This is a genomic window from Streptomyces sp. NPDC090442, from assembly GCF_044769405.1.
Classification (GTDB): domain Bacteria; phylum Actinomycetota; class Actinomycetes; order Streptomycetales; family Streptomycetaceae; genus Streptomyces.
In genome coordinates, this window is record NZ_JBIVXW010000042.1 from 1 (window position 1) to 25,574 (window position 25,574).

A 25,574-nucleotide genomic window follows, 5' to 3' on the forward strand; every position below is an offset into this window, starting at 1 on the left:
TGTCGGGGGCGTGGGGGCGCGACCTGCCCGCCGCCGGCGGCTACATCGTGGAGGTCTCCGCGGCCGGCCCCCCCCCGCCCCCCCCCGGGGGGGGGGGGGGGCCCCCCCCCGCGCCCGCCGCCTCACCTGCCCGACTTCCCGGACTTCCCCGAGCGGGCCGTCGGCGCCGGCGCCGACTTCCCCGACAACTGCACCACCAGCAACACCACGCCGGTCATCAGGAAGTTGCGGACCGCGGCCTCCACCCCGTTCCACGCCTTCGACTGCCACATCGCGAACCACTCGCCGCCGATCGCCCAGAACCCCGCGCCGAACAGCAGCATCATCATCAGCAGCCCGGTGGTCGCCAGCCGCCGCGCCGCCGCGCCACCGGAGCCCCGGCGCAGCACCCCCACCGCCGTCGCCGCCACCAGCAAAAGTGCCGCCACCGACTCCCAGGCGATGATGCCCACGTAGGCGGCGTCCTGCACCGAGTGCGAGGTGATGGCCCGCCACATCAGGTCCGGGGCCTTGAAGGTGGTGTCCATCGCCAGGACATGGCGGACATAAGCCTGATTGGTCCCGAAGTCGGTGATGTTGCCGAAGGCGACCAGCGCGATGTAGAGCGCGACGACCCCCGTCAGTGCCACCGCCGTCCATGACAGTCGGCCCGACCCCGTCCCGCCGTTCCCCCGGTTCTGCATCCGTACATCCTTTCGTTTCGGTGGTTCGCGACGCCGACCGTATCGCGTCCGATCCGGTGCCCGCTCCGCGCCTCCTGCCGCGCCGTCAACTCCCGTACGCTGCTGACTGACCAGGCAGGACACGAGGGGAAGCGGGGAACATGAACCGGAAGCGGTGTGCGGGAACGGTCGCCGTGGCGGCGGCGATGCTCGCGGCGCCCGGCGCGGCAGGCGCCGAGACGACCGCCACGACGACCTCCACCGGCTACGGCACCAGCACCGCCGTCGGCGTCCACAACGCCTACGAGAAGGCCAAGTACCCCTACTTCGCAGATGCGTTGGACTCCGGCGCCGCGCTCGTCGAGGTGGACGTGTGGACCAACGGCCTGGGCGGCACCTGGCGCGTCTCGCACAGCAACCCGATGGGAAACAACAGCAACTGCGTGGGCGCCGGCACCGCCGCCGAACTGCGCACCAAGGACCGCAACCAGGACTTCGCCGGCTGCCTCGCCGACCTCCGCGCCTGGCACGACGCGCACCCCGGCCACCGTCCGATCCTCGTCAAGGTCGAGATGAAGGACGGCTTCAACGCCAAGAAGGGCCGCGGCCCGGCCGAGTTCGACGCGCTGGTCCGCGACAGACTGGGGGACGCCGTCTACGGGCCCGGCGACCTCGCGGCCGGCCACGCCACCCTGGACGAGGCGGTCCGGTCCCGCGGCTGGCCGTCCCGCGCCGACCTGGCCGGCAAGTTCCTCTTCGAGCTCATACCGGGCACCGTCGAGGAGCACAACCCGCTCGACCGGCTGTGGACCGACGTCGAATACGCCGGCCACCTCAAGGACCTCGCCGCGCGGGGCGCGTTGACGACGTCCACCGCGTTCCCCGCCGTGCACGGCGCCGCCCCCGGCGACCCCCGCGAGCGCTACGCCGACCCCGCCCTGCGCCCCTGGTTCGTGGTCTTCGACGGCGACGCGGCCACCTACCTGGGCGGCACCATCGACACGTCCTGGTACGACACCCGCCACTACCTGCTCATCATGACCGACGCCCACAAGGTCCCGCCGGCCCTGGACGCCACCCACCCCACCGAGGCCGAGGCCCGCGCCCGGGTCGCGCAACTCGCCGCCGCGCACGCCAGCTTCGCCACCGCCGACTGGTACCCGCTGCCGGCCGTCCTGCGCACCGTGCTGCCGCGCGGCGGCGCCTGACCGCCCGGCGGGCCGCCCGGTCAACCCCGGGTGGCCCGCCGGTACAGCGCCGCCACGTCCGCCCCGAAGCGGCTGCTGTACGACGTGGCGTCGTCGCCGCCCTCGTCCTGACCGCCGATCACCCCGATCAGCGAGCCGGTGCCGGTCACCTGGTCGACGTCGGTGAGCAGCGGGCCGCCGCTGGTCCCGGCCGGGAAGCCGGCGCAGGGGAAGCGGACCTGGTGGGGCCCCTCGGCCTCCGCGGTGTGCCGGCAGCCGACCGGGGTGTCGCTGTCCCCGGGATAGCCGGTCAACTGCGCCGGCCGGCCCGGCGGGGCGTCGAACCGGATCCGCTCGGCGCCCGTGACGTCCTCGATCCGCTGCTCGGTGCTCCCGTGCCGACGCACCCGGAGGAACGCCACGTCGTGGTCCGGGTCCCGGTCGCTGATCCAGCGCGGGTCCACGTCGATCCGGGTCGGCACCCACAGCCCGTACGGCGTGAGCCCGTCGTGCAGGCCGGGCGCGAAGACCAGCCGGGTGCGGAAGCCGCCGTCGTGGACGCAGTGCGCGGCGGTGGCGACGAGGTTGCCGGCGGGGGAGTGCACCACGCTCGCGGTGCAGTAGTGCGCGGCGGCGCCGTCGTCGCCGGGGGAGAACAGCGCACCGACCGGCGGCGCGGGCGTCGCCGCGGTGGCCACCAGGGGCCGGGAGGCGGGCAGCGGGGCCGGAGTACCGCCGGCGGGACGCGCCATCGCCGTCGCCGCGCCCGGCAACTCCCGGTAGGGGCCGGCCAGTACCGCGGCGGCCGCCCGGTCGCCGCTGGCCCGGGACGCCAGATAGGTCCCGGTCACCGGGTCCCCGGGCGCCACGAACGGGTCCTGCCGGGCGGCCTGCAACGCCAGCGCCGCGCCGCCCACGACGACCGTCAGCGCCCCGAGCACCGCGGTCACCCGCAGCGGCACGCCGGCCCGGGCCCGCCCGGTGCGGACCGGCCCGGGCGATGTGCCCGGCGCCGCCCCGGACGCCTCCTCCTGATCCGCCGCCTCGGGCCCGCGTTCGCTCGTCTCCACCAGTGCCGCCTTGCCGTGACTCAGCCGGCACCGCCTGCCCGCGCACCGCGGGGCGGGACGACGGGGGCGACGCCGGAACCAGACATTTCAACCAGTCTGATGCACGACGGCCCGCGCGGGTTCGGTCCGACGGCCGATCACGTGCCCGGCTGAGCCACCAGGGTGACACCGCGGCCGGCCAGGTTGTGCCCGATCAGCGTCCCGGCCATCCCGAACTCGTTGGGGAAGTCCATCGGCACGATGCCCAGCCCCCGCCAGGCGCTGCCGGCGCCCTCCAGCAGGCTCTTGACGCGCGGGTTGAGACGGTCGGCGTTGGAGCGCGGTGGCAGCAGGGCGGCCGTGGAGACGTAGTTGACGAACAGCTTGCCCGGCTGGTCGACCGCCTTGCGGAACTGCGCCTCGACCTTGGGGTACTTCCCGATCGGCTCGGTCATGTAGTCGTCCTGGACGTCGAAGAGCGCCGGGTCGGCGTACCGCACCCCGCCCAGCCCGTCGGCGTCCGCCAGCAGCACGACCCGGCCCCGGGCCTGCCCCAGCGTCGGCAGCCCCGGGTCCAACCGGAACAGCGAGCGGTACCCCTTGGCGTCCAGGTAGGTGCCGAAGATCCCGCGGAACTCCTCGGCGGAGACCTCCGAATACTCCTGCTTGACCCGCATCAACACGGTCTCGGACGGATGCGCCCGGAGGAAGTCCCGGCAGGCGTTGAGCACGTCGCCGAACATCAACTCCTGGTAGAACGCGCCGTGGTGGATCGCGAAGACGCCGTCGATGGCCCGGCAGCGGACGTCCAGGAACCGTATGCCAAAGGCCAGTTGCTCGGCGATCGAGGTGTTCTGGCAGGCCACCCAGGGGCCGCCGATCCGGGCGCCGGAGTCGTGGGTGCCGGGGACGGTCAGCCGCTGCACCGGCGTGGCGTCACCCAGCGCGGACATCCAGTCCTGCGTGGTGACCGCGGCCGGCGCCGCGGCCACCGCGGTGCCCCCGCCACCGAGGCCCGCCAGCACCCCGGCGGCGGACAGCCCCGCCGCGCCCCTGAGGAAACTCCGTCGATCCAGCGCCGTGCCCATGCCCTGCCCCTCCGTCGAGCCCGTCCGGTCCCGCACGCGGCGGGGCGCGCCCGGCTACGCGTACGGATGTGCGATCGGGGCATCGAACCACATCGGCGGGGAGGTGGGCACCCGGCGGCCGGAAACGCTCAGAGTCGAAGCGCCAGCGACAGGGCGAACCGCCCGGCGTCGTCGGTCCACCACTCCGTCAACTTCAGCCCGGACGCGGCGAGTTCGGAGCGTACCCCGTCCTCGCGGAACTTCGCGGAGACCTCGGTGCGCAGCTCCTCGCCGGCCGCGAACGGCACGGCCAGATCGACGCCGGGGATCTTGACGGTCAGGTCGGCCCGGGCCCGCAGCCGCATCTCGATCCACTCCCGTTCCGCGTTCCACCGCGCGACGTGGTCGAAGTCCGCCGGGTCGAAGTCGCCGCCCAACTCGCGGTTGATGACCTCCAGGACGTTCTTGTTGAAGGCGGCGGTCACCCCGCGGCTGTCGTCGTACGCGGCGACCAACGTGGCCTCGTCCTTGACCAGGTCGGTGCCGAGCAGCAGGGCGTCCCCGGGGGCGAGCAGCGCGTGCACGGAGTCCAGGAACGCGGCCCGCTCCGCCGGCAGCAGGTTGCCGATGGTGCCGCCGAGGAACGCCAGCAGCCGCGGCCCGGGCGTCTCCGGCAGCGTCAGGCCGCGCTGGAAGTCGGCGACCAGGGCGTGCACGGTCAGCCCCGGGTGCTCGGCCAACAGCGCCTCCCCGGCCGCCCGCAGCGCCGACTCGCTGACGTCGACGGGCAGATAGCTCTCCAGCCCGGTCAGGGCGCGCAGCAGGTGGCGGGTCTTGTCGGACGAGCCGGAACCCAGCTCGATCAGGGTGCGGGCGCCGGTCGCGGCGGCGATCCGGTCCGCGGTGGCGCGCAGGATCTCGCGCTCGGCGCGGGTCGGGTAGTACTCGGGAAGCGTGGTGATCTCGTCGAACAGCTCGCTGCCGCGGGCGTCGTAGAACCACTTCGGCGGCAGGTGCTTGGGCGTGCGGGACAGCCCCTCGGCGACGTCGGCGCGCAGCGCGGCCGCGGTGGCATCGGGGGGCAGGGTGCGGGTGATGCTGAGGGGGCTCACGTTGCGGGCTCCTTGAGCGGGGTGAGGTGGACCTCGGTGCGGGTGGCGCGCAGCAGCGTGCGGTCGGGGACCTCGGTCCAGTGGGGGGAGGTGTCATAGGGCTCGGAGGCGACGACCCGGCCGCCGTCGGGGAGGGCCAGGTGGAACAGGGTGTCGCCCCAGGTGGTGGCGGCGATGCCGGTGCCGTCGGTCAGCAGCAGGTTCAGCCGGGAGCCGGGCGCGGCCTCGGCGACCTCCCGGACGGTCTCGGCCAGCGCCTCGCCCGGGTCGTCGCCGCGGGCCAACCGGTGCTGCACCAGGGCCCACAGGAACGCGGTGTCGTTGCGGGCCGCCAGCCGCAGCAGCTCCCGCGCGGGCAGCCCGGCGGCCAGTGGCGCCATGGTGTCCGGCCAGCCGGTCACCGCGCCGTTGTGGCTGAAGAGGTACCGCCCGGCGGCGAACGGCGCGGCGGCCGCCTCGGCGTCCGCCCCGGCCACGGTGGCGTCCCGGACGGCGGCCAGCAGCGCCCCGGAGCGGATCACCCGCCCCAGATCGGGCAGTTGCTCGTCGGCCCAGATCGGGCCGGCCCGCCGGTAGCGGGCCGGTAGCGGGTCGTCGGGCGCGTACCAGCCGACGCCGAAGCCGTCCGCGTTGACCGTGCCGTGCCGCTGGTGGCGCGGCGCCCAGGACTGTCGGTACAGGCCGTGCGGCGGCTCCAGGACCACCCGTCCGAACGGGATCTCCGGCCCCAGGTAAGCGAGATGACGGCACATCAGGCAGCACCTCCGGCCGTCGGGTCGGCGTCCCGGGCGGTGCGGAACCCGGAGAAGATCTGCCGCCGCACCGGGAGGTCCCAGTTGCGGAAGGTGCCGCGGCAGGCGACCGGGTCGACGCCGAACGAGCCGCCGCGCAGCACCTTGTACGGGCCGCCGAAGAACACCTCGGAGTACTCGCGGTAGGGGAAGGCGACGAAGCCGGGATAGGGCAGGAAGTCGCTGGCCGTCCACTCCCAGACGTCGCCGATGAGTTGGCGGACGCCGAGCGGCGAGGCCCCTTCGGGATAGCTGCCGACCGGGGCCGGCCGCAGGTGTCGCTGCCCGAGGTTGGCGCGCTCCGGGGTCGGGTCCGCGTCGCCCCAGGGGTAGCGCCGGGCCCGTCCGGAGTCCGGGTCGTGGCGGGCGGCCTTCTCCCACTCGGCCTCGGTGGGCAGCCGCCGGCCGGCCCACCGCGCGTAGGCGTCCGCCTCGTACCAACTGACGTGCAGCACCGGCTCGTCGGGCGGCACCGGCTCGGTCACCCCGAACCGGCGGCGCAGCCACTGCCGGCCCTCGCGGCGCCAGAACAGCGGGGCCCGCAGCCGGTGTTCGCGCACCTGGGCCCAGCCCTCCGGCGCCCACCAACGCGGCTCCTCGTAGCCGCCGGCGTCGAGGAAGCGCTGGTAGGCGGCGTTGCTGACCGGGGTGGTGTCGAGGAAGAAGGGCGGCACCGTCCGCTCGTGCGCGGGACGCTCGTTGTCCAGCGCCCACGGCTCGGTGGAGGTGCCCATCAGGAACGGGCCGCCGGGGACGAGGACCTCGGCCGGCAGCGGACCGTCGGGCGCGGGCGGCGGCTCGGGCGCGCTCAGCACCGGCGGGCCCTTCCGCAGCTGATGGGTGATCAACATCGTTTCGTCGTGCTGCTGTTCGTGCTGCGCGATCATCCCGAAGGCGAACCCCGCGGAGTGCAGCGGGCCGCCGTGCAGCGCGGTGCGCTCAAGGACGTCCAGCGCCCGGCCGCGCACCTCGGCGAGATAGCCGCGGGCCTCGGCCGGATCCAGCAGCGGCAGCGTGGGACGCGCGGCGCGCGGATGCTCGAAGGCGTCGTAGAGGGAGTCGATGTCCGGGCGCAGCGGGTCGCGGCCGCCGACGGCGCGCAGCAGCCACTGCTCCTCCTGATTGCCGATGTGCGCCAGGTCCCACACCAGGGGCGACATCAACGGGGAGTGCTGGGCGACCAGGTCGGGGTCCTCGACGCTGGTGGTCAGCAGGCGGGTGCGGTCGCGGGCGGCGAGCAGCGCCGCCGCGGCCCGCTCCCGGAACGGCTCGGGGTCGATGGTCACTGGCTGTCCTTCCCGAGGAGGGGGCGGCCCCCGGCCGCGGTGCCGGGCGCCTCGCCGGCCGGGTCCGGGCCGCCGCCGGCGTCCGCCGCGGCCAGCGCGTCGAGCTGGTCGTCGGCGGGGCACCGGCCGCGCGCCACATAGCGTTCGACGAACTCCGCGACCGCCGCCCGGATTTCGGGGGCGGTGCCGAGCCGGGGCAGTGCCTCCTGCGCGGCGGCGAAGCAGGCCGCCGCGGCCGCGTGCAGCTCGGGGTCGGTCAACCCGGCCCGGGCCGCGGTCCGCCACAGCGGATTGCCTGGCGCCGGACGCGAACCGGCCGTCTCCGCAAGCGGCTTGACGGTGCGGTAGGCGAACTCGGCGGCCGCCGGATCGTCGAACAGCGCGGCCGTGACGGCCAACGGCACGATCCACCCGTCCGGCCCCGGCTGCGCGTCGATCATGCGCAGCTCCAGATGACCGCGCGGCCGCACCGGCGGGAAGAGGGTGGTGACGTGGTAGTCCAGGTCCTCCCGGGTCGGCGGCCGGGGCACGCCGGTGCGCAGCCACTCGCGGAAGGTCAGCCCCTCCGGCGCGTCCCACGGGCCGGCCGGACGCCGGACGCACATCACGGGGGCGTCCAGCACGTAGCGGGCCCACGCGGCGCGCGGGTCGGCGTCCTGGGGCGGGGCGAGCGTGCGACCCGGGTCGAGCTGCCCCCAGATGGCCTGGCGGGTGGTGCGGTAGCCGGTCGGACATCCCTCGGCGAGCGGGGAGTTGGCGAACGCGGCGGCCAGCACCGCGCCCAACAGGTGCGCCAGCAGCCAGCGCCGGCCGAACCCCAACGGACCGGGCTCCTCGTGGCCGGCGTCCAGGCAGACCTGGACGGAGGCGGTGCCGCACATCATGGACCGGCCGGCCGTGCCGCGCCGGTCGAAGTACGCCTCCATGGCGTCGTAACGGGGAGCGAGGAGCACCCGCCGCGGGGGGTGCCAGGGGTTGTGGCCGTGGCCCGAGAGTTCCAGGCCCCGCTCCCGCAGGACGGGGCGGACCCGGGCGAGATCGGCGGTCACCGCCTCGACGCAGGCGGTGAGGGAGTCGGCGGGCAGCGAGCTGAGCTCCAGCTGGCCGCCGGGTTCGAAGGTGAGGGCGGAGTGCAGCGGCAGGGCGCGCAGGGCGTCTTGCGCGGCGTGCATCCGGGTCGGTGGGACCGGACATCGGGGGTTGCGGGCGTCGTGCACCAGAAGCTCGATCTCGACGCCTATGCGGCGCGGGGGACCCGTCTTGAAACAGATCCCGCGCAGGTGGGCCTCAAGTTCCGCTTCCGACACTGCCGGTCGTACGGGCATCGCTTCCCTTCCCCTCCGGGGCGGCGGCTGGATTGCCGCCCTCCACCTAATCCCTTGCGGGCGGTCCGCTCAAGAGCGCCTGCCCGCGACGGACCGTCCGGGGCGGGGGACCGGCCAGGTGGGGAGGGGGCGGGCGGCCGGGGAAATCGGTACGCCCGTTCGGGTGCCGCGGGGCCGCGGCCGGGGGTTCGCGCCCGCCCTCCCGGCCGCGCGGTCGCCGCTACTGCCGGTACCCGGCGAGGAAGCGCCCGATCCGGCTGATCGCCGCGTCGAGGTCGTCGGCGCGCGGCAGGGTGAGGATCCGGAAGTGGTCCGGGCGCGGCCAGTTGAAGCCGGTGCCCTGGACGACCTGGATCTTCTCCCGCAGCAGCAGGTCGAGGACGAACTTCTCGTCGTCGTGGATCTTGTGGACCGCCGGGTCCAGGCGCGGGAAGGCGTAGAGCGCGCCCTTGGGCTTGACGCAGCTCACGCCCGGGATCTCGTTGAGGCGCTCCCAGGCCCGGTCGCGCTGCTCGCGCAGCCGGCCGCCGGGGAGCACCAGGTCCGTGATGGTCTGCCGGCCGCCGAGCGCGGCCTGGATCGCGTACTGCGCCGGGGCGTTGGGGCACAGCCGCATGGAGGCGAGGGTGCCCAGCCCCTCCAGGTAGTCCGCCGCGTGCTCCTTGGGGCCGGAGACCACCAGCCAGCCGGAGCGGAACCCGGCCACCCGGTAGGCCTTGGACAGGCCGCTGAAGGTCAGGCAGACCACGTCCGGGGCGAGGACCGCGGCGTGGTGGTGGACCGCGTCGTCGTAGACGATCCGGTCGTAGATCTCGTCGGCGAAGACCATCAGTTGGTGGCGGCGGGCCAGGTCGAGCATGCCCTCCAGCACCTCGCGCGGATAGACCGCGCCGGTGGGGTTGTTGGGGTTGATGATGACCAGCGCGCGGGTCCGGTCGGTGATCTTCGAGGCCAGGTCGTCCAGGTCCGGCAGCCAGTCGGCGGACTCGTCGCACACGTAGTGCACCGGCTTCCCGCCGGCGAGCGAGGTGACCGCCGTCCACAGCGGGAAGTCCGGCGCGGGGATGAGGACTTCGTCCCCGTCCTCCAAGAGTGCCTGCACGGCCATGGAGATCAGCTCCGAGACGCCGTTGCCGAGGTGGATGTCGTCGACGTCCACGTCCGTCAGTCCGGCGTCCTGGTAGCGCTGGGCCACCGCGCGGCGGGCGGAGAGGATGCCCCGGGACTCCGTGTAGCCGTGCGCGCGGGAGAGGTTGCGCATCACGTCCTGGAGGATCTCCTCGGGGCACTCGAAGCCGAACAGCGCCGGGTTGCCGGTGTTCAGTCGCAGCACGCTGTGGCCGGCCTCCTCCAGCGCGTCCGCGTGCTCGATCACCGGTCCGCGGATCTCGTAGCAGACGTCGGACATCTTGCTGGACTGCTTGAACTGCATGCGGCGGCCTCCCACTTCCTGCGTCCACCGCCGGTCGCGGTAGCACTCGTCACCGTACTTGGTTTTCCAAACTTCCAACTTGGAAAATCCAATCACATGTCTATGCTGGTGTCATGCCGCGCCGAAGTTACGACCAGTACTGCGCCGTCGCCCGGGCCCTGGACGCCGTGGGCGACCGGTGGACGCTGCTGATCGCCCGGGAGCTGCTCGGCGGCCCCCGGCGCTACACCGACCTCCACGCCGACCTGCCCGGCGTCAGTACGGACATGCTCGCCTCCCGCCTGAAGGACATGGAGCGCGACGACCTGCTGACCCGCCGCCGGCTCCCCCGGCCCGGCACCGCCTCGGTCTACGAACTCACCCCGCGCGGCCGGGCGTTGCTCCCCGTCCTCGCCGCGCTCGCCGACTGGGGCGCCCCCGCGCTCGACGAGCAGCGCCCCACCGACGCGGTCCGCGCCCACTGGTTCGCCGTCCCGTTGCTGGCCCGTCTCGCCCGGCACTTCGCCGACGCACCGGTGCGGGTCGTCGACGTCACCCTGGACGAGGGCGCCTTCCACCTCGTCCTGGACCCGGACGACCCCACCACCGGCCACTACGCCGACGGCCCCGCCCCCCACCCCGACACCGTCCTGCGCATGACCGCCGCCACCTGCGCCGCCCTCGCCCACGACCGCTTCACGCTCGCCGAGGCCCTGGCCGCCGGCTGGATCGACCAGTCCCACCCCGACGACCGCACCGCGGACCCCGCCACCGCCTGACCGACGGCCCCCTTGCCGCCGCCCGCCGCCCGTGTCACCGTCCCCCCCGATGACGACCGACCGGACGCCGCCCGGCCCGCCCTCCGGGGCGGCCCGCTGGCACACCCACGACCTCACCCTCCACCCCGACCGGGTCGTCAAACGCTTCCGCGCCGCCGAGGGCCCCGGCCCCCGCGCCCGCGAACGCCGCGCGCTGACCCTCCTCGCCGCGCACGCCCCGGGCCTCGCCCCGACCCTCCTCGACCCTCACCCACCGCCGACGGATACCGGCCCGCCGACCCTGGTGATGTCCAGGCTCCCCGGCGCCCCGCTGCGCGGACGGCCCCTCGGCGCCCGCGAGTTGAGCGCCTGGGCCCGCGCCGTCGAGACCGTCCACACCGCCCTCCCGCCCGCCGAGCTGGCCCGGGTGCCGCTGCGTCACGGCCACCAACGGGAGACCGTCGAGCGGGTCCGCGCCTGGCGCGCCCGCACCCCGGAGGAGACGCTCAGCCCGCCCGTCCGACGGGCCGTGCGCGCCGGTCTGGCCTGGCTCGACACCACCGGCCCGGGCGCCCCCGACGCCCCACCCGGAATCCCGCCGGACGTCCCCGCCGTCTTCGGCGCCGGCGACGGGAACTCCGCCAACTACCTCTGGGACGGCCACCGCGTCCGGGTCGTCGACTTCGAGGAGTCCGGCCGCAGCGACCGCGCCTACGAACTCGCCGAGATCGTCGAGCACATCGCCGCCCGGGTGCCGCGCCCCTTCGACACCACCGCGTTCCTGCGGCGCTTCCCGCTCACCCCGGCCGAGGCGACCCGCCTGCCCGCCTGCCGGACCCTGCTCGCCCTCACCTGGCTCACCCTCCTCGCCCACGACGACCCCACCCGCCCCAGAAACCCACCCGGCACCGCCGAAGCCCAGGCCCACCGACTCCGCCGCCTGCTCGACGGCGACGGTGCGCCCTAGGACCTCCCCAACGGGCCGGCCCGGCCCGCCATTCGGCCCCGTGGACGGCGCACCGGGCGCCGCCACGGGCCACGCTCGGGACATGAGACGAGGACGGCGGTTCCTGGGGCGGTCCGGCGGGGCGTGGCTGCTGGCCGCGGTGTTGGTGGCGGGCGCGGTGCCGTCGTCCGCGGCGGTAGGGGCGGCCCGGCCGGGGGAGCGGGGGCCGCGGATGTCGGCCTGGTTGCCGTTCTGGGGCGACGTCGACGGCGCCTACCGGGACGCGCTGGCACACGCCGATCAGCTACGCACCGTCAGCCCCTTCTGGTACGAGACCGCCTCCGGGCGCGCGGTCACCGGCCGACCCGGCGCCGTCCGGCCGGACTTCGTGGCGGGGCTGCGCCGCGCCGGCCTCGCGGTGGTGCCGACGGTGACCGAGACGCCGGACGCACCGGCCATGGCGGCCCTGCTGCAGGACCCGACCCGCCGCCGGGCCCACGTCGACGCGCTGCTGGCGGTGGTCCGCAGCCAGGACTACGACGGCATCGACCTGGACTACGAGACCATGGCCGTCACCGGGGACGCGGCGACCCGGGAGCGGGTGCGCAGCGGCTACGTCGCGCTCGTCGGCGAGCTGTGCGCCCGGCTGCACCGGCGCGGCAAGACGTGCGTGGTGACGGTGATGCCCTCGCACGCGGCCTTCGACTACCGCCGGCTGGGCGCGCTCGCCGACACCGTGCGGTACATGGGCTACGACCTGCACTGGTCCATGGGCGAGCCGGGACCGCTGTCCTCGAAGGACTGGTACGCGCAGATCCTGCGAGAGGCCACCGCCGACATCCCCCGCGACCGGATCGAGCTGGCCTTCCCGGGCTACGGCTGGGACTGGGTGCCCGGCAGCGGCCGGCGCGCCACGCACCGGACGTGGTGGGAGGCCGAGGCGCTGCGCAAGCGGGTGGGCGCCCCCTACACCTTCGACGCGGCCTCCGGCACCCCGCACTTCCGCTACGAAGAAGGCGGCGCACACCACGAGGTCTGGTACCAGGACGCCCGCGGCGTCCGGGCCCAACTGCCGCTGCTGGCGGCGTACGGGGTGCGGGGGAGGGGGCTGTGGGCGCTGGGGTTCGAGGACCCGGGCGTCTGGGAGGTCCTCCGCGGCCAGTAGGCGTCACGCGGCGGCCGGGACGCCGGTCCCCGCCAGGGGCGGGCACCCGCCCCCGGGGTGGGGGCGCACGCCCGCGACGGGTCCGGCCGGAACTGTTCCTTCACCGATACCGACCGCTTAGTATGCCCCGTGGCGAGGGCCCGATCCGGCCCCGCACCGGCCCGGTCGACCCACCATCTGTGGAGGCATCAGGTGAAGGCATGGCGCGTGCACGCGAACGGGGAGCCGCGAGCGGTGATGCGGCTGGAGGAGGTGCCCGATCCGCAGCCGGGCCCCGGCCAACTGCTGCTGCGGGTACGGGCCGCCGGCGTCAACTTCCCCGATGCGCTGCTGTGCCGGGGCCAGTACCAGGTTCGGCCGCCGCTCCCGTTCACCCCCGGCGTGGAGATCTGCGGCGAGGTGCTGGCCGCGGGCGAGGGCGCGGCCGGCGAGGTCGGCGCGCGGGTGCTGGCCCAACCGGCGCTGCCCGGCGGCGGCTTCGCGGAGCTGGCGGTGGTCGACGCCGCGACCGTCCGGCCGGCCCCCGGGGCGCTGGACGACGCCGAGGCCGCCGCGCTGCACATCGGCTACCAGACGGGCTGGTTCGGCCTGCACCGCCGGGCCCGGCTCCAGGCGGGCGAGACGCTGCTGGTGCACGCCGCCGCCGGGGGCGTCGGCAGCGCCGCCGTCCAGCTCGGCAAGGCCACCGGCGCCCGGGTCATCGGCGTCGTCGGCGGTCCCGAAAAGGCCCGCACCGCCCGCGCGTTGGGCTGCGACCTGGTGCTCGACCGGCGCACCGACGACCTCGTCGCCGCGGTCAAGGACGCCACCGACGGGCGCGGCGCCGACGTGGTCTACGACCCGGTGGGCGGCGACGCCTACGCCAAGTCCACCAAGTGCATCGCCTTCGAGGGCCGGATCGTCGTCGTCGGCTTCGCCGGCGGCGCCGTCCCCACCCCCGGCCTCAACCACGCCCTGGTGAAGAACTACGCGATCCTGGGCCTGCATTGGGGGCTCTACAACACCAAGGACCCGGCCGCCGTCGACGCCTGCCACGAGGAGCTGACCAAGCTGGCGGCCCACGGCGCGGTCAAGCCGCTGATCGGCGGGCGGGTCCCGCTGGCCGAGGCCGCCGACGCCGTCCAGCGGGTCGCCGACGGGGACTCCGTCGGCCGCCTCGTGGTGGTCCCCGGAACGGGGGAGACGCGATGACCGACGCCACCGACCTGCGCCGCCGCACCGCCGACCTGCTCGCCGCCCATCCCCCGGGCACCACCGACCGGTTGGACTTCCTCCGCGCCCGCTTCGACGCCGGCCTCGCCTGGGTCCACTTCCCCCAGGGGCTCGGCGGACTGGACGCCCCGCGCGCCCTCCAGGCCGTCGTGGACGCCGAGTTGGCGGCCGTCGACGCCCCGGACAACGACCCCGGCCGGATCGGCATCGGCCTCGGCATGGCCGCGCCGACGATCCTCCGCTACGGCACCGAGGAGCAGAAGCGGCGCTTCCTGCGGCCGCTGTGGACCGGCGAGGAGGTGTGGTGCCAACTGTTCAGCGAGCCCGGCGCCGGCTCCGACCTCGCCGCGCTCGCCACCCGCGCCGTCCGGGACGCGGACGGGAACTGGGTGGTCGACGGCCAGAAGGTGTGGACCTCCAGCGCCCATCTGGCGCGCTGGGCGATCCTGGTCGCCCGCACCGACCCGGCCGTGCCCAAGCACCGCGGACTGACGTACTTCGTCTGCGACATGACCGACCCCGGCGTCGAGGTGCGCCCGCTGCGCCAGATCACCGGCGAGGCGGAGTTCAACGAGGTCTTCCTCACCGGCGTCCGCATCCCCGACACCCACCGCCTCGGCGCGGTCGGCGACGGCTGGCAGGTCGCCCGGACCACGCTGATGAACGAACGGGTCGCCATCGGCGGCGCCCGCACCCCGCGCGAGGGCGGGATGATCGGGGTGGCGTCGACCGCCTGGCGCGACCACCCCGAACTGCGCACCCACGACCTCCACCAACGCCTGCTGACACTCTGGGTGGACGCCGAGGTCGCCCGCCTCACCGGCGAACGGCTGCGCCAGCAACTGACCAAGGGCCAACCCGGCCCCGAGGGCAGCGGCATGAAGCTGGCCTTCGCCCGCCTCGCCCAGCAGATCAGCGGCTGGGAGGTGGAGTTCCGCGGCGAGGCGGGCCTCACCTACGACGACTGGACGCTGCGCCGCCCGGAGGGCGTCGACTTCACCGGCCGCGAGGCCGGCTACCGCTATCTGCGCGCCAAGGGGAACTCCATCGAGGGAGGCACCTCCGAAGTGCTGCTCAACATCGTCGCCGAGCGCGTCCTGGGCCTCCCGCCCGAACCGCGCACCGACAAGGACATCGCGTGGAAGGACCTCCCCCGATGACCCCCACGACCCCCGCCCACGAACCCGACCTCCTCTACTCCGCGGAGGAGGAGGCCCTGCGCGCCGCCGTCCGGGCCCTGCTCGCCGACCGCTGCGATCCGGCCACCGTGCTCGCCGGCCTGGAGAGCGGCCGGCCGCACGACCCGGGTCTGTGGCGGGCGTTGGCGACCGAGATCGGTGTCACCGGCCTGCTGGTCCCGGAAGGGTTCGGCGGCGCCGGCGCGACCGCCCGCGAGGCCGCCGTCGTCCTCGAAGAACTGGGCCGCGCCATGGCCCCCGTGCCGTACCTCACCAGCGCGGTCCTCGCGGTCACCGCACTCCTCGGCTGCGACACCGACCGCGCGGAGGTCGCCGACCTCCTGGCCGCGCTCGCCGAGGGCACCACCCTCGGGACGCTCGCCGTCCCGCTGACCACCGCCCCCGGCGACACCGGCCCGGCCCCCGTACGGGCGGACGCCGCCGGCCGGCTCACCGGGCGCGTCACCTCGGTCGCGGACGCCGCCGGCGCCGGACTGCTGCTCGTCCCGGCCGAGGGTCCCGACGGCCCGGAGCTGTACGCGGTCGACGCCACCGCGGACGGGGTGCGCACCGAGCCGATCACCCCGCTCGACCTCACCCGCCCCCTGGGACACCTCACCCTCGACGCCGCCGCCGGCCGCCTGTTGGCCCGCGGCGACCGGGCCCGCGCCGCGCTCGACCGCGCGCTGCTCACCGGCGCCGGACTCCTCGCCTCGGAACAACTCGGCCTCGCCGACTGGTGCCTGACCGAAACCGTGCGGTACACCGGCGAGCGCACCCAATTCGGCCGCCCCGTAGGGTCGTTCCAGGCCCTCAAACACCGCATGGCCGCCCTCTGGCTCGACGTCGCCTCGGCCCGGGCCGCGGCCCGCAACGCCGCCGACGTGCTGTCCGGAAATGGTCCCGAGGCGCCGCTGGCGGTCGCCGTAGCCCAGTCCTTCTGCGCCCCGGTGGCCGTCCGCGCCGCCGAGGAGTGCGTCCAACTCCACGGCGGCCTCGGCATGACCTGGGAACACCCGGCCCATCTCCACCTCAAGCGCGCCAAGGCCGACGAGCTCGCCCTCGGCACACCGGGACGCCACCGGGAGGCGCTGGCGGGACTGGTGGACTTGGCGGCGCCGTAAGAGGGGAGAGTGGGGGGACCGGCACGGCGCCGGGCGCCCGCCGGTCCCCCCGAGCCGACTTCCGTTCCCGTCCGTCAAGTCGGCCCGGTGCGCCGGGGCGCACCCGCCACGGGGCGGCCGGGCCGACCGGCCCGGCCGCGCCGTGGACGACCGGAGCTCCCCGCCAACTCCCGCCCCCGTTCCCCTACTTGGTGATGGCGAACGGTCGGCTGAAGGCGTGCGCGAGGTCGTTCCCGGCGGCCACCTCCAGGGCGTACTTCGATCCGGGCGGGACCGCGGGGAGCGTCACCAGGGCCTCGCCCGCCGGTGCGGCGCCGGCCTTGGGGGAGACCAGGGCCAGTCGCTGTATGCGGCCGTGGCCGGCGGCGGCGCTGAGCCAGACGTCCACCTCGCTGCCGGTGGTGTTGGTCCAGGTCACCGGGAAGCTGCCGTTGGGCCGCAGGCTCATCGGGCCGGCCGGCGCGGTGATCTCGATCCGGCCGGTGCCGGGGGGCGCCGCATCGGGCCGGGGGCCGGTGAGGCTCCCGAGCCCGGCGGTCGCGGCCCGGGCCGCCGGACCGCCGGGTCCGACGGGGCGGTGCGCCCCGTCGTGGGCGACGGCGGCGTTGGGGCGGCCGGGGGCGGCGGGCTGCCTGGTCCCGGAGTGGTGTGTGGGGGCCAGTTCGAGGACCAGCGTGCAGCCGACCGCGGTGGCGGCGACGGCGATGGCGAGGGAGTTCGCCGCCTCGGCGACCCTGCTCATCGTGTCCTCCTTTCCTCGGGGGAGGGGCGAGCCGGAGCATCCCCGGCGACCTTGATCATCAAAAAGCCGCGCCCGGCGACCACCTGCATGGGCAGCTCCGGCGCGACAGGGCCCGCGCGGGACGCGATACTCCGTGGCGCATCGCGGCGATCAGTAAAGAATCCGTAAATTGGCGAGGGTGTCTTGAAAGTGCGGTTCAGGTAGCGTCGGAGCCATGAAGACCGCCTCCCGCCGTGTGCTGATCGGACCGGTGCTCCTGCTGCTGGCCGCCCTCCTCGCGATGGTCACCGCGGCCGCACCCGGTGCGCACGCCGCAGGTGGACTGGACGAGGCGGCCGCCGCCCTACGGAAGGGCCCGGTCTACGTCGACCCCCGCGCCTCGGGTCAGTTTTCGGCCAGCCAGGCGGACGCCCTGGCCAAGAAGATCAAGGACTCCGGCAAACCGGTCTTCGTCGCCGTCCTGCCCCGCACCTCCGACTACCAGCCGTCCACGCTCCTCCAGGACCTGCGTACCAAGGTCGGCATCAGCGGCGTCTACGCCGTGGAGTTCGGCGACGGCTTCAACGCCGGCGCCGACCCCCGCGTGATGCCGCACACCGCCGTCCAGAACCTCGTCGGCGCCGTCAAGCGCTCCCAGTACCCCACCGTCTCCGAGCGCCTCAACAGCTTCGTCGACACCGCCACCACCGAGGCCCGCGGCCACGCCCCGGCCTCCTGGGGCGGCACCGGCGGCGGCATCGACACCGGCACCGTCGTCGGCCTCGGCGCGCTGATCGCCATCGGCGGCGGTGGCGCCTACGCCATCGCCCGCCGCAACCGCCGCAAGCGGGCCGAGGAGGAGCGCGCCGCCCTCGAAGACCTGCGGGTCGTGGTCGACGAGGACATCACCGCCTTCGGCGAGGAGCTCGACCGGCTGGACTTCGACCCGGGCGAGCCCGGCGCCGACGACGCGATGCGCGCCGACTACGCCCACGCCCTGGACGCCTACGAGGACGCCAAGTCGGCGATGGCCTCGGCCGAACATCCCGGCGACGTCCAGGCGGTGACCAAGGAACTGGACGAGGGCCGGTTCGCCCTCGCCACCCTCGCCGCCCGCCGCGAGGGCCGGCCGCTGCCCGAGCGCCGGCTGCCGTGCTTCTTCGACCCCCGGCACGGCCCGTCGATCGCCGACGCCACCTGGGCCCCGCCCGGCGGCGCCCCGCGCACCGTCCCGGTCTGCGCCGCCGACCAGAGCCGCCTGGCGGACGGCCGCGAACCGCTGGCCCGTACGGTCCGCACCCCGCAGGGCGACCGCCCCTACTGGGACGCGGGCCCGGCCTACGCCCCCTGGGCCGGCGGCTACTTCGGCGGCGGCCTGCTCCCCGGCCTCCTCGTCGGCACCGCGCTCGGCCACATGATGATGACCACCCCCGCCTACGGCGCCGACTTCGGCGGCTACGGAGGCGCCGAGGGCGGCGACGTCACGGGCGCCGACTTCGACCCCGGTGACTTCGGGGGCGGTTTCGGCGGCGGCGACTTCGGCGGCGGGGGAGACGGCGGCTTCGGCGGGGACTTCTGAGCGGCCCACCCCGGACCGTTCCCGCCCGACCCACCACCGCTGCCGGATAGGCCCCCGGCAGCGCCCTCGCGACTCCTCGGCGCCCTGTCCCTCCGCCACCGTCGCGGCACGCACCCCCGCCACCCCGTATGACGGACATTCAGGTGTCCCGGCTCCCGTATGGCGGGCGGCCGAGCAGGGGACGTTCCGCGGTGTCCCGGATGGTGCCTCGATCCCGACCGGGCCGCAGACGGCGGGGACTTGAGGGCGCGCGGGGGAACGCGGCGGGTGTGGGTGCCGACCTGCTCCCTGGTGCTGCCCGCCACGGTGTCGACGAGTCTCGTTGCACGTCCGAGTCCGGGCCCGACGTGCACTCGACACCGCGAGGAGACCCCGATGGAACGCCGCACCTCCCAGGCCGCACTCGTCAGCGCGGCGGCCGCCGCCGTGCTGGCGGCCGTCGTCCCCACCGGCCCGGCACGGGCCCTGCCGCACTCCGACCCCGGCCCCGAGCCCACCTCGCGCGCCAGCATGCTCGACGCGATGCGCCGGGACCTCGGCCTGTCGTCGGCCCAGGCCAGGACCCGGCTCGCGCAGGAGGCCCGGGCGCAGCAGGCCGCCCTCGCGGTGCGCCAGGCGCTGGCCGCGCCGCCCGCCGGGATGTGGTTCGACAAGGCGGCCGGCCGCCTCGTGGTCGCCGTCACCGGAACCGCCGACGCCGGCCGGGTGCGGGCCGCCGGCGCCCTGCCGCGCACCGTCCGGCACAGCCGGGCGACGCTCCTCGGGGTGGTCCGGCAGATCGCCGACCGGGCCGGCCGGGGCGTCCCGGGCGTCACCGGCTGGGGCATCGACGAGCGCGCCAACGCGGTGGCGGTGCGGGTCGACCGCTCGACGCGCACCCTGCGCACCGCCGGCTTCGAGAGCGCGGTGCGGCAACTCGCCGCCCGCTCGCGGGTCCCGATCACCGTCGAGCGCGACGACCAGGCGCCGCGCCAGCAGAACGGCACCGTCGTCGGCGGCGAGCGCTGGATGCCGGGGACCGACGGGATCTGCTCCATCGGCTTCTCGGTGACCGGCGGGGGCGGCGCCCGCGGCTTCGTGACGGCCGGTCACTGCACCCTCAAGGCCAACCAGCCCGCGTTCGGCAAGGACGGCACCCGGCTGGGCACCTCCAACCCGCAGGGCACCCACAGCGTCAACGGACAGGAGGGCGACTTCGGCCTGGTGGCGGTCGACCAGCCGGGCTGGAAGCTGAGCCCCACGGTGGCCGGTGAGGGCGGCAGCCCGGTCACCATCACCGGCTCCCAACAGGGCATCGTCGGGATGTCGATCTGCCACTCCGGCCAGACCAGCGGCTGGCGCTGCGGTGAGATCACCCGCACCGACCAGACCGTCGACTACGGCAACACCGTCATCCCCGGGCTCTCGTTCACCAACGCCTGCTCCGCGGCCGGGGATTCGGGCGGCTCCTACGTCACCCAGCCCGGCGCCCCGAAGGCCGTCGGGGTGCACTCCGGCGGCGGCGCGGCGACCTGCGACACCGGCGGGGACACCGTCACCATCTTCCAACCCATCGACAAGCCGCTCCAAAAGTGGAACCTGAAACTGGTGACCGGCACCTCCTGACGCCCCACCCGACCCCGGCCCACACCGGCACTTTCCAGCCACCGGGGACCGATTCATGACCCCGCTTTTACGACTGCTTTAATGGCAACCGCACAAATGCGAGCCATTCGCAACAACAGTCGATCTCCAAGAGGGGTGTGGGCATGACGTCCCGGTCCATACGGCGAGTGGCCGCCACGGCGCTGGCGGCCACGATGGCGCTCACCGCGGCGGCCTGCGCCACTCCGGACGAGGGCCGGGGCAGCGGAAAGCCCACCGACACCGCGGTCGTCGGCATCGCCTTCGAGCCGGAGACGCTCAGCCCGCTGCTGGGCTACGGCAAGGACGGCAACTCCAAGGTCTTCGACGGGCTGCTCACCCACGACGCCGACATGCGGCTGACGCCCGCGCTCGCCGCCGAACTGCCCAAGGTCACCGACGGCGGGAGGACCTACACGTACACCCTCCGCCAGGGCGTGAAGTTCAGCGACGGCAAGCCCCTCACCGCCGACGACGTGGTCTTCACCTACGCCACCATCCTCGACGAGAAGACCAACAACGCCTCCAAGGCCGAACTCGACGCCCTGGAGAAGGTCGAGAAGAAGGACGACCGGACCGTCGTCTTCCACCTGAAGTACCCCTACGCGCCGTTCGCCGAGCGCACCGTCCTGCCCATCGCGCCGCGGCACATCGCCGGCCAACAGGACGTCAACACCGGCGACTTCACCACCCACCCCGTCGGCACCGGCCCCTACGTCCTCACCAAGTGGTCCAAGGGCGAGAAGCTCACCTTCACCGCCAACCCCCACTACTGGGGCGGCGCGCCCAAGGTGAAGCACCTCACCATGGCGGTCATCAAGGACGACGACATCCGCGCCACCCGGCTGCGCTCCGGCGACCTCGACGGCGCCATCCTGCCGCCCGAACTCGCCGCCACCTTCAAGGGCGACAAGAACCGCACCACCCTCACCGCCAAGACCTTCGACTACCGCAACGTCACCCTCCCCACCGCCAACCCCGTCACCGGCGACCTGGCCGTGCGCCGCGCACTGGACCTCGCCGTCGACCGCCAGGCCATGGTCAAGGGCATCCTCAGCGGCGCCGGCAAGCCCGCCTACGGGCCGGTCCCCACCGACAGCCCCTGGTTCGCCAAGGGCACCGAGCGCCCCCACGACCTCGCCAAGGCCCAGCAGCTCCTCGACGACGCCGGTTGGAAGAAGGGCCCCGACGGCATCCGCGCCAAGGACGGGAAGCGCGCCTCCTTCACCCTCTGGTACCTCTCCGGCGACAAGCTCCGCCAGGAGCACGCCCTCGCCTTCGCCTCCGACGCCAAGAAGGCCGGCATCGAGGCCAAGGTCGAGTCCGGCACCTGGGAGGCCATCGAGCCCAACATGAAGCAGGACGCCGTCCTCGCCGGCGGCGGCAGCCCCGCCGACCCCGACTTCGACCAGTACCTGCTCCTGCACTCCTCGCTCGCCGGCGACGGCTTCAACAACATGTCCCGGTACGCCAACAAGACCGTCGACGACCAACTCGTCGCGGCCCGCCGCACCGACGACCGCCAGGCCCGCAAGGCCGCCTACGACGCCGTCCAGCGCGAACTCGCCAAGGACCCGGCCTACGTCTTCCTCACCCACGTCGACCACGTCTACGTGACCGACAAGCGCTGGACGGACCTCACCACCCAGGTCGAACCCCACGACCACGGACTGGCCTCCGGCCCCTGGTGGAACGTCGAGGACTGGCAGCCCACCAAGTGACCACGCGCCACCGCCCCTTGCCCTGGGGGCCGATGGCGCGGATGACGGCACGGCGGGCGCTGACCGCCGTGCCCGTCCTCCTCGCCGTCACCCTCGGGGTGTTCGCGATCGCCGCTGCCTCACCCTTCGACCCGGTGCGCGCCTACGCCGGCGGCGCCGGGCTCACCGCCTCCCAGGAGAATCTCGACCAACTCCGGCACAACCTGGGCGTCGACCAACCCCTGCTGACCCGTTGGTGGCACTGGCTCACCCACGCCCTCACCGGCGACCTCGGCGACTCCACCAGCCTGCGCGCCCCCGTCTCCCAGGTCATCGGCGAACGCCTGGGCTGGTCCCTGCTGTTGTGCGCGCTGGCCTTCGTCCTCGCCGTGCTCGCCGGCACCGTCCTCGGCGTACTGGCCGCCCGGCGCCGCGGCGGCGCCTTCGACCGCGCCGTCACCTCCGTCGCCTACGTCCTGGAGGCCGCCCCGCCGTACTGGCTCGGCCTGCTCGTGGTCTGGCTCTGCGCGCTCAAGCTGGGCGTCCTCCCGGCCGGCGGTCTCACCGACACCGGCAGCCAACTCGTCACCGCCGACCAGATAGCCCGCCACCTCGCGCTGCCGACCGTGGTGCTGGCCGCCTCCCAACTCCCGTGGTTCGTGCTCTACGTCCGCCAGGGCGTCGGCGACGCGCTCGACGAGGACCCGGTGCGCGGCGCCCGCGCCCGCGGGCTGCGCGAGCGCACCGTCCTGCTCCACCACGCCCTGCGCTCCGGCCTGCTCCCCGTGCTCACCCTCATCGGCTCCCGGGTGCCCGAACTCATCACCGGCGCGCTCCTGGTGGAGACCGTCTTCAGCTGGCCCGGCATCGCCGCCGCCACCGTCCAGGCCGCCACCAGCGTCGACTTCCCCCTGCTGGCCGCGCTCACGGTGCTCGCCACCGCCGCCGTCCTCGCCGGCAACCTCCTCTCCGACCTGCTCTACGGACTGGCCGACCCGAGGGTGGGATTCGATGGCTAGCACCACCACGTCCAGCGCGTCCGCCGCGTCGACCAAGACACCGCGCCGCCGCGGCACCGCGCCGCGGCACGCCCGCCGGCTCCGCGTCTGCCTCGCGCTGCTCGCCGTGATCGTCCTCGCCGTCGTCCTCGTGCCGCTGCTGTTCCCCCTGGACCGGCAGGCCGTGGACCTGGCCGCCAAGCTCCAACCGCCGTCCGCCGCCCACCCGTTCGGCACCGACGAGGTCGGCCGCGACCTGCTGCTCCGCTGCGTCTACGGACTGCGGGTCTCGCTGCTGGTCGGCGTGGTCGCCGCGCTGGTCGCCACCGTCATCGGCACCGCCGTCGGCGCGCTGGCCGGCGCACTCGGCGGGTGGGTCGACCGCACCGTGATGCGCCTGGTCGACCTCTTCTCCTCGGTGCCGCACCTGTTGCTCGGCATCTTCATCGTCGCCATGTTCCGACCCGGCGTCTGGCCCGTGATCGTCTCGGTGGCGCTCACCCACTGGCTCTCCACCGCCCGGATCGTCCGCGCCGAGGTGCTCTCGCTGCGCTCCCGGCCCTACCTCGACGCGGCCCTGTCCGGCGGTGCCTCCCGCTGGCGGGTGACGACCCGTCACCTCCTGCCCGGTGTACTGCCGCAGGCCGGCCTGGCCGCCGTCCTGATGGTCCCGCACGCCATCTGGCACGAGTCCGCCCTGTCCTTCCTCGGCCTCGGGCTGCCCGCCCACGAGGCGAGCCTGGGCATCATGGCCAACGCCGCCCGCAGCTCCCTCCTGGCCGGCGACTGGTGGCCCACCCTCTTCCCCGGCCTGTTCATCATCGTCCCCACCCTCGCCGTCGCCGGCCTGGCCGGCGCCTGGCGGGAACGGCTCAACCCGCGCCGGCGATCGGAGTTGACGCTGTGAACGCCAACGGGATTCCGCCGCAGGCCACCACCGGGGACCCGCTCCTCTCGGTCCGCGGGCTGACCGTGCGCTTCCGGATGTCCGGCGGCCGCTCCGTCGCCGCGGTCACCGACGCCACCTTCGACCTGGCACCGGGCGAATGCCTGGTCCTCGTCGGCGAGAGCGGCTGCGGCAAGTCCGTCCTGGCCTCCGCGCTCCTCGGACTGCTGCCCGGCAACGCCGAGGCCACCGGGACCGCGCACCTCGCCGACGCCCACGGCCCGACCGACCTGCTCGCCGCCTCCGAGGCCGAGCTCGCCCGGTCCGTCCGCGGCCGCCGGATCGGCCTGATCCCGCAGAGCCCGGCCGCCCACCTCACCCCCGTCCGCACCGTCCGCTCCCAACTGGAGGAAACCGTACGGGAGTTGGCCGGCACCCCGCGCGGTCCCGAGCTGCGCGCGGCCGCCGAACGGACCGCCGAACGCGCCGCCTTCCCCGCCGACCACCTCGACCGCCACCCGCACCAGCTCTCCGGCGGCCTCGCCCAGCGCGCCGCCGCCGCCCTCGCCCTCTCCGGCGACGCCCCGCTCCTGCTCGCCGACGAACCGACCACCGGCCTCGACCGTGACCTGGTGGACCGCACCGTCGACGAACTCCGCCGCCACCTCGCCACCCCGTCACAACCCGACCCGTCCGCACCCGCCGACGCCGGCCGCGCACTGCTGATGATCACCCACGACCTCCGGGCGGCCGAGCGGATCGCCGACCGGGTCGCCGTGATGTACGCCGGCCGGATCGTCGAACTCGCCGACGCCCGACGGTTCTTCGGCACCCCCGGCCCCCGCCACCCCTACGCCCGCGGCCTGCTGGACGCGCTGCCCGACCGCGCCTTCACCCCCATCCCCGGCATGCCGCCCGAACTCGGCGACCTGCCGGCCGGCTGCGCGTTCGCCGCCCGCTGCGACCGCGCCACCGACACCTGCGCGACGCTCCCCGCACCGCGCGACGGCGTCGCCTGCCACCACCCGCTGCCGCCGGCGGGCCCGGTGCCGCCCGAGAGGGAGAGCTGACCGTGCTCGAACTGCGCGACATCACCGCGGGATACGACCGCGGCGCCCCCGTCGTCCGCGGCGCGTCCCTGGCCCTCGCCCCGGGCGAGGCGGTCGGCCTGCTCGGCCCCAGCGGCTGCGGCAAGTCCACCCTCGCCCGGGTCGCCGCCCTGCTGCACCGCCCCGACGCCGGCACCGTCCTCCTGGACGGCGCCCCCGCCGCCGGCTGGCGGCACCGCGCCCCCCGCGCCCAACGCACCGCCTTCGGCGTCGTCTTCCAACAGCCCCGGCTCTCCGTCGACCCCCGCCTGCGCCTCGCCGACCTCATCGCCGAGCCGCTCCGCGCCACCGGCCGGAAGTCCGAAGTCCCGGACCGGCTGAGGGAGTTGGCGCCCGACGTCGGCCTCACCGACGACCTGCTCGCCCGCCGCCCGCACGAGGTCAGCGACGGGCAGTTGCAACGCGCCTGCCTGGCCCGCGCCCTGGTGCTCCGCCCCCGCTGGCTGATCTGCGACGAGATGACCGCGATGCTGGACGCCTCCACCACCGCCGCGCTCGTCGCCGTCGTCGAGTCCTACCGTGCCCGCAGCGGCGCCGGACTGCTGGCCGTCGGCCACGACCGGATGCTGCTCCGGCGCTGGTGCGACCGCATCGTGAGCTGGGCGGAACTCGGCGCGGAGGGCGGAATGCCGGGCACCGACTGAGCGTTCCCGCCTACGATGGGCCGACATGTGGTCCCTGGGGA

The 25,574-nt window shown here is 74.8% G+C and carries 23 protein-coding genes; 14 read left to right on the forward strand and 9 right to left on the reverse strand.

From position 1 onward, the window contains the following. Positions 1 to 122: 122 nt before the first annotated feature. Positions 123 to 683 carry a DUF2165 domain-containing protein gene (locus tag ACIQU6_RS26955; RefSeq protein WP_403484262.1) on the reverse strand — a complete coding sequence of 187 codons (561 nt, stop codon included), beginning with the start codon at positions 681 to 683 and terminating at the stop codon, positions 123 to 125. A 140-nt stretch (positions 684 to 823) separates the two neighbouring features. Between ACIQU6_RS26955 and ACIQU6_RS26960 the strand changes: the two genes are divergently transcribed. Then, complete coding sequence (locus ACIQU6_RS26960) at positions 824 to 1,870, forward strand: phosphatidylinositol-specific phospholipase C domain-containing protein (RefSeq protein ID WP_403484263.1); 1,047 nt, start codon at positions 824 to 826, stop codon at positions 1,868 to 1,870. A gap of 20 nt (positions 1,871 to 1,890) precedes the next feature. Here ACIQU6_RS26960 and ACIQU6_RS26965 read toward each other — a convergent pair whose 3' ends face one another. The 7 genes from ACIQU6_RS26965 to ACIQU6_RS26995 all read right to left on the reverse strand — a co-directional run bounded on the left by ACIQU6_RS26965 (position 1,891) and on the right by ACIQU6_RS26995 (position 9,911). After that, positions 1,891 to 2,919 (reverse strand): trypsin-like peptidase domain-containing protein, encoded by a 1,029-nt coding sequence (locus ACIQU6_RS26965; RefSeq protein WP_403484264.1) that lies wholly within the window; start codon positions 2,917 to 2,919, stop codon positions 1,891 to 1,893. 137 nt (positions 2,920 to 3,056) lie between these two features. Beyond that, positions 3,057 to 3,986 (reverse strand): phosphatidylinositol-specific phospholipase C, encoded by a 930-nt coding sequence (locus tag ACIQU6_RS26970; RefSeq protein ID WP_403484265.1) that lies wholly within the window; start codon positions 3,984 to 3,986, stop codon positions 3,057 to 3,059. A 128-nt stretch (positions 3,987 to 4,114) separates the two neighbouring features. Continuing rightward, on the reverse strand, positions 4,115 to 5,077 hold the full coding sequence (gene egtD / locus ACIQU6_RS26975) for an L-histidine N(alpha)-methyltransferase (RefSeq protein ID WP_403484266.1): 963 nt from the start codon (positions 5,075 to 5,077) through the stop codon (positions 4,115 to 4,117). After that, a complete protein-coding gene (gene egtC / locus ACIQU6_RS26980; RefSeq protein ID WP_403484267.1) occupies positions 5,074 to 5,829 on the reverse strand; it encodes an ergothioneine biosynthesis protein EgtC in 756 nt (251 codons plus the stop codon). The genes egtD and egtC overlap by 4 nt, the downstream gene beginning before the upstream one ends. Then, positions 5,829 to 7,154: an ergothioneine biosynthesis protein EgtB gene (gene egtB / locus ACIQU6_RS26985; protein ID WP_403484268.1), complete on the reverse strand. Its 1,326-nt coding sequence runs from the start codon at positions 7,152 to 7,154 to the stop codon at positions 5,829 to 5,831. The genes egtC and egtB overlap by 1 nt, the downstream gene beginning before the upstream one ends. Beyond that, entirely contained in the window at positions 7,151 to 8,479 is a 1,329-nt protein-coding gene (egtA, locus tag ACIQU6_RS26990) for an ergothioneine biosynthesis glutamate--cysteine ligase EgtA (RefSeq protein ID WP_403484269.1), read from the reverse strand. The genes egtB and egtA overlap by 4 nt, the downstream gene beginning before the upstream one ends. Before the next feature lie 220 nt (positions 8,480 to 8,699). Next, positions 8,700 to 9,911 (reverse strand): pyridoxal phosphate-dependent aminotransferase, encoded by a 1,212-nt coding sequence (locus tag ACIQU6_RS26995; RefSeq protein WP_403484270.1) that lies wholly within the window; start codon positions 9,909 to 9,911, stop codon positions 8,700 to 8,702. Between the two features lie 113 nt (positions 9,912 to 10,024). Between ACIQU6_RS26995 and ACIQU6_RS27000 the strand changes: the two genes are divergently transcribed. The 6 genes from ACIQU6_RS27000 to ACIQU6_RS27025 all read left to right on the forward strand — a co-directional run bounded on the left by ACIQU6_RS27000 (position 10,025) and on the right by ACIQU6_RS27025 (position 16,273). Next, positions 10,025 to 10,669: a winged helix-turn-helix transcriptional regulator gene (locus ACIQU6_RS27000; protein WP_403484271.1), complete on the forward strand. Its 645-nt coding sequence runs from the start codon at positions 10,025 to 10,027 to the stop codon at positions 10,667 to 10,669. Positions 10,670 to 10,718: 49 nt separating this feature from the next. Continuing rightward, positions 10,719 to 11,615, forward strand: a complete 897-nt coding sequence (locus ACIQU6_RS27005) for a phosphotransferase family protein (protein WP_403484272.1) — start codon at positions 10,719 to 10,721, stop codon at positions 11,613 to 11,615. Positions 11,616 to 11,697: 82 nt separating this feature from the next. After that, a complete protein-coding gene (locus tag ACIQU6_RS27010; protein ID WP_403484273.1) occupies positions 11,698 to 12,759 on the forward strand; it encodes a glycosyl hydrolase family 18 protein in 1,062 nt (353 codons plus the stop codon). A 192-nt stretch (positions 12,760 to 12,951) separates the two neighbouring features. Beyond that, a complete protein-coding gene (locus tag ACIQU6_RS27015) occupies positions 12,952 to 13,950 on the forward strand; it encodes an NADPH:quinone oxidoreductase family protein (protein WP_403484274.1) in 999 nt (332 codons plus the stop codon). Further along, positions 13,947 to 15,131, forward strand: a complete 1,185-nt coding sequence (locus ACIQU6_RS27020) for an acyl-CoA dehydrogenase family protein (protein ID WP_403484275.1) — start codon at positions 13,947 to 13,949, stop codon at positions 15,129 to 15,131. The genes ACIQU6_RS27015 and ACIQU6_RS27020 overlap by 4 nt, the downstream gene beginning before the upstream one ends. After that, positions 15,128 to 16,273, forward strand: coding sequence for an acyl-CoA dehydrogenase family protein (locus ACIQU6_RS27025; protein WP_403484276.1), 1,146 nt, complete (start codon positions 15,128 to 15,130; stop codon positions 16,271 to 16,273). The genes ACIQU6_RS27020 and ACIQU6_RS27025 overlap by 4 nt, the downstream gene beginning before the upstream one ends. A 184-nt stretch (positions 16,274 to 16,457) precedes the next feature. Here ACIQU6_RS27025 and ACIQU6_RS27030 read toward each other — a convergent pair whose 3' ends face one another. Then, on the reverse strand, positions 16,458 to 17,015 hold the full coding sequence (locus tag ACIQU6_RS27030) for a hypothetical protein (protein ID WP_403484277.1): 558 nt from the start codon (positions 17,013 to 17,015) through the stop codon (positions 16,458 to 16,460). 214 nt (positions 17,016 to 17,229) lie between these two features. On the opposite strand from ACIQU6_RS27030, the gene ACIQU6_RS27035 reads away from it, so the two are divergent. The 7 genes from ACIQU6_RS27035 (at position 17,230) to ACIQU6_RS27065 (ending at position 25,533) form a co-directional block, all read left to right on the forward strand. Next, entirely contained in the window at positions 17,230 to 18,573 is a 1,344-nt protein-coding gene (locus tag ACIQU6_RS27035; RefSeq protein WP_403484278.1) for a hypothetical protein, read from the forward strand. A gap of 375 nt (positions 18,574 to 18,948) precedes the next feature. Beyond that, complete coding sequence (locus ACIQU6_RS27040) at positions 18,949 to 20,178, forward strand: S1 family peptidase (RefSeq protein WP_403484279.1); 1,230 nt, start codon at positions 18,949 to 18,951, stop codon at positions 20,176 to 20,178. A 143-nt stretch (positions 20,179 to 20,321) separates the two neighbouring features. Beyond that, a complete protein-coding gene (locus ACIQU6_RS27045) occupies positions 20,322 to 21,917 on the forward strand; it encodes an ABC transporter substrate-binding protein (protein WP_403484280.1) in 1,596 nt (531 codons plus the stop codon). Between the two features lie 32 nt (positions 21,918 to 21,949). Further along, positions 21,950 to 22,915 (forward strand): ABC transporter permease, encoded by a 966-nt coding sequence (locus ACIQU6_RS27050; protein ID WP_403484324.1) that lies wholly within the window; start codon positions 21,950 to 21,952, stop codon positions 22,913 to 22,915. Beyond that, positions 22,908 to 23,801 carry an ABC transporter permease gene (locus tag ACIQU6_RS27055; protein WP_403484281.1) on the forward strand — a complete coding sequence of 298 codons (894 nt, stop codon included), beginning with the start codon at positions 22,908 to 22,910 and terminating at the stop codon, positions 23,799 to 23,801. The genes ACIQU6_RS27050 and ACIQU6_RS27055 overlap by 8 nt, the downstream gene beginning before the upstream one ends. 77 nt (positions 23,802 to 23,878) lie before the next feature. Beyond that, entirely contained in the window at positions 23,879 to 24,850 is a 972-nt protein-coding gene (locus tag ACIQU6_RS27060) for an oligopeptide/dipeptide ABC transporter ATP-binding protein (protein ID WP_403484325.1), read from the forward strand. 2 nt (positions 24,851 to 24,852) lie between these two features. Further along, positions 24,853 to 25,533, forward strand: a complete 681-nt coding sequence (locus tag ACIQU6_RS27065) for an ABC transporter ATP-binding protein (RefSeq protein ID WP_403484282.1) — start codon at positions 24,853 to 24,855, stop codon at positions 25,531 to 25,533. Positions 25,534 to 25,574: the final 41 nt, after the last annotated feature.

What these genes read in the sequence shown, in the direction of transcription:
- ACIQU6_RS26955 (WP_403484262.1), bottom strand. Translation starts at nt 683, where the DNA reads ATGCAGAACCGGGGGAACGGCGGGACGGGGTCGGGCCGACTGTCATGG.
- ACIQU6_RS26960 (WP_403484263.1), top strand. Translation starts at nt 824, where the DNA reads ATGAACCGGAAGCGGTGTGCGGGAACGGTCGCCGTGGCGGCGGCGATG.
- ACIQU6_RS26970 (WP_403484265.1), bottom strand. Translation starts at nt 3,986, where the DNA reads ATGGGCACGGCGCTGGATCGACGGAGTTTCCTCAGGGGCGCGGCGGGG.
- egtC (WP_403484267.1), bottom strand. Translation starts at nt 5,829, where the DNA reads ATGTGCCGTCATCTCGCTTACCTGGGGCCGGAGATCCCGTTCGGACGG.
- egtA (WP_403484269.1), bottom strand. Translation starts at nt 8,479, where the DNA reads ATGCCCGTACGACCGGCAGTGTCGGAAGCGGAACTTGAGGCCCACCTG.
- ACIQU6_RS26995 (WP_403484270.1), bottom strand. Translation starts at nt 9,911, where the DNA reads ATGCAGTTCAAGCAGTCCAGCAAGATGTCCGACGTCTGCTACGAGATC.
- ACIQU6_RS27000 (WP_403484271.1), top strand. Translation starts at nt 10,025, where the DNA reads ATGCCGCGCCGAAGTTACGACCAGTACTGCGCCGTCGCCCGGGCCCTG.
- ACIQU6_RS27005 (WP_403484272.1), top strand. Translation starts at nt 10,719, where the DNA reads ATGACGACCGACCGGACGCCGCCCGGCCCGCCCTCCGGGGCGGCCCGC.
- ACIQU6_RS27010 (WP_403484273.1), top strand. Translation starts at nt 11,698, where the DNA reads ATGAGACGAGGACGGCGGTTCCTGGGGCGGTCCGGCGGGGCGTGGCTG.
- ACIQU6_RS27020 (WP_403484275.1), top strand. Translation starts at nt 13,947, where the DNA reads ATGACCGACGCCACCGACCTGCGCCGCCGCACCGCCGACCTGCTCGCC.
- ACIQU6_RS27025 (WP_403484276.1), top strand. Translation starts at nt 15,128, where the DNA reads ATGACCCCCACGACCCCCGCCCACGAACCCGACCTCCTCTACTCCGCG.
- ACIQU6_RS27030 (WP_403484277.1), bottom strand. Translation starts at nt 17,015, where the DNA reads ATGAGCAGGGTCGCCGAGGCGGCGAACTCCCTCGCCATCGCCGTCGCC.
- ACIQU6_RS27035 (WP_403484278.1), top strand. Translation starts at nt 17,230, where the DNA reads ATGAAGACCGCCTCCCGCCGTGTGCTGATCGGACCGGTGCTCCTGCTG.
- ACIQU6_RS27040 (WP_403484279.1), top strand. Translation starts at nt 18,949, where the DNA reads ATGGAACGCCGCACCTCCCAGGCCGCACTCGTCAGCGCGGCGGCCGCC.
- ACIQU6_RS27045 (WP_403484280.1), top strand. Translation starts at nt 20,322, where the DNA reads ATGACGTCCCGGTCCATACGGCGAGTGGCCGCCACGGCGCTGGCGGCC.
- ACIQU6_RS27050 (WP_403484324.1), top strand. Translation starts at nt 21,950, where the DNA reads ATGGCGCGGATGACGGCACGGCGGGCGCTGACCGCCGTGCCCGTCCTC.
- ACIQU6_RS27055 (WP_403484281.1), top strand. Translation starts at nt 22,908, where the DNA reads ATGGCTAGCACCACCACGTCCAGCGCGTCCGCCGCGTCGACCAAGACA.
- ACIQU6_RS27060 (WP_403484325.1), top strand. Translation starts at nt 23,879, where the DNA reads ATGTCCGGCGGCCGCTCCGTCGCCGCGGTCACCGACGCCACCTTCGAC.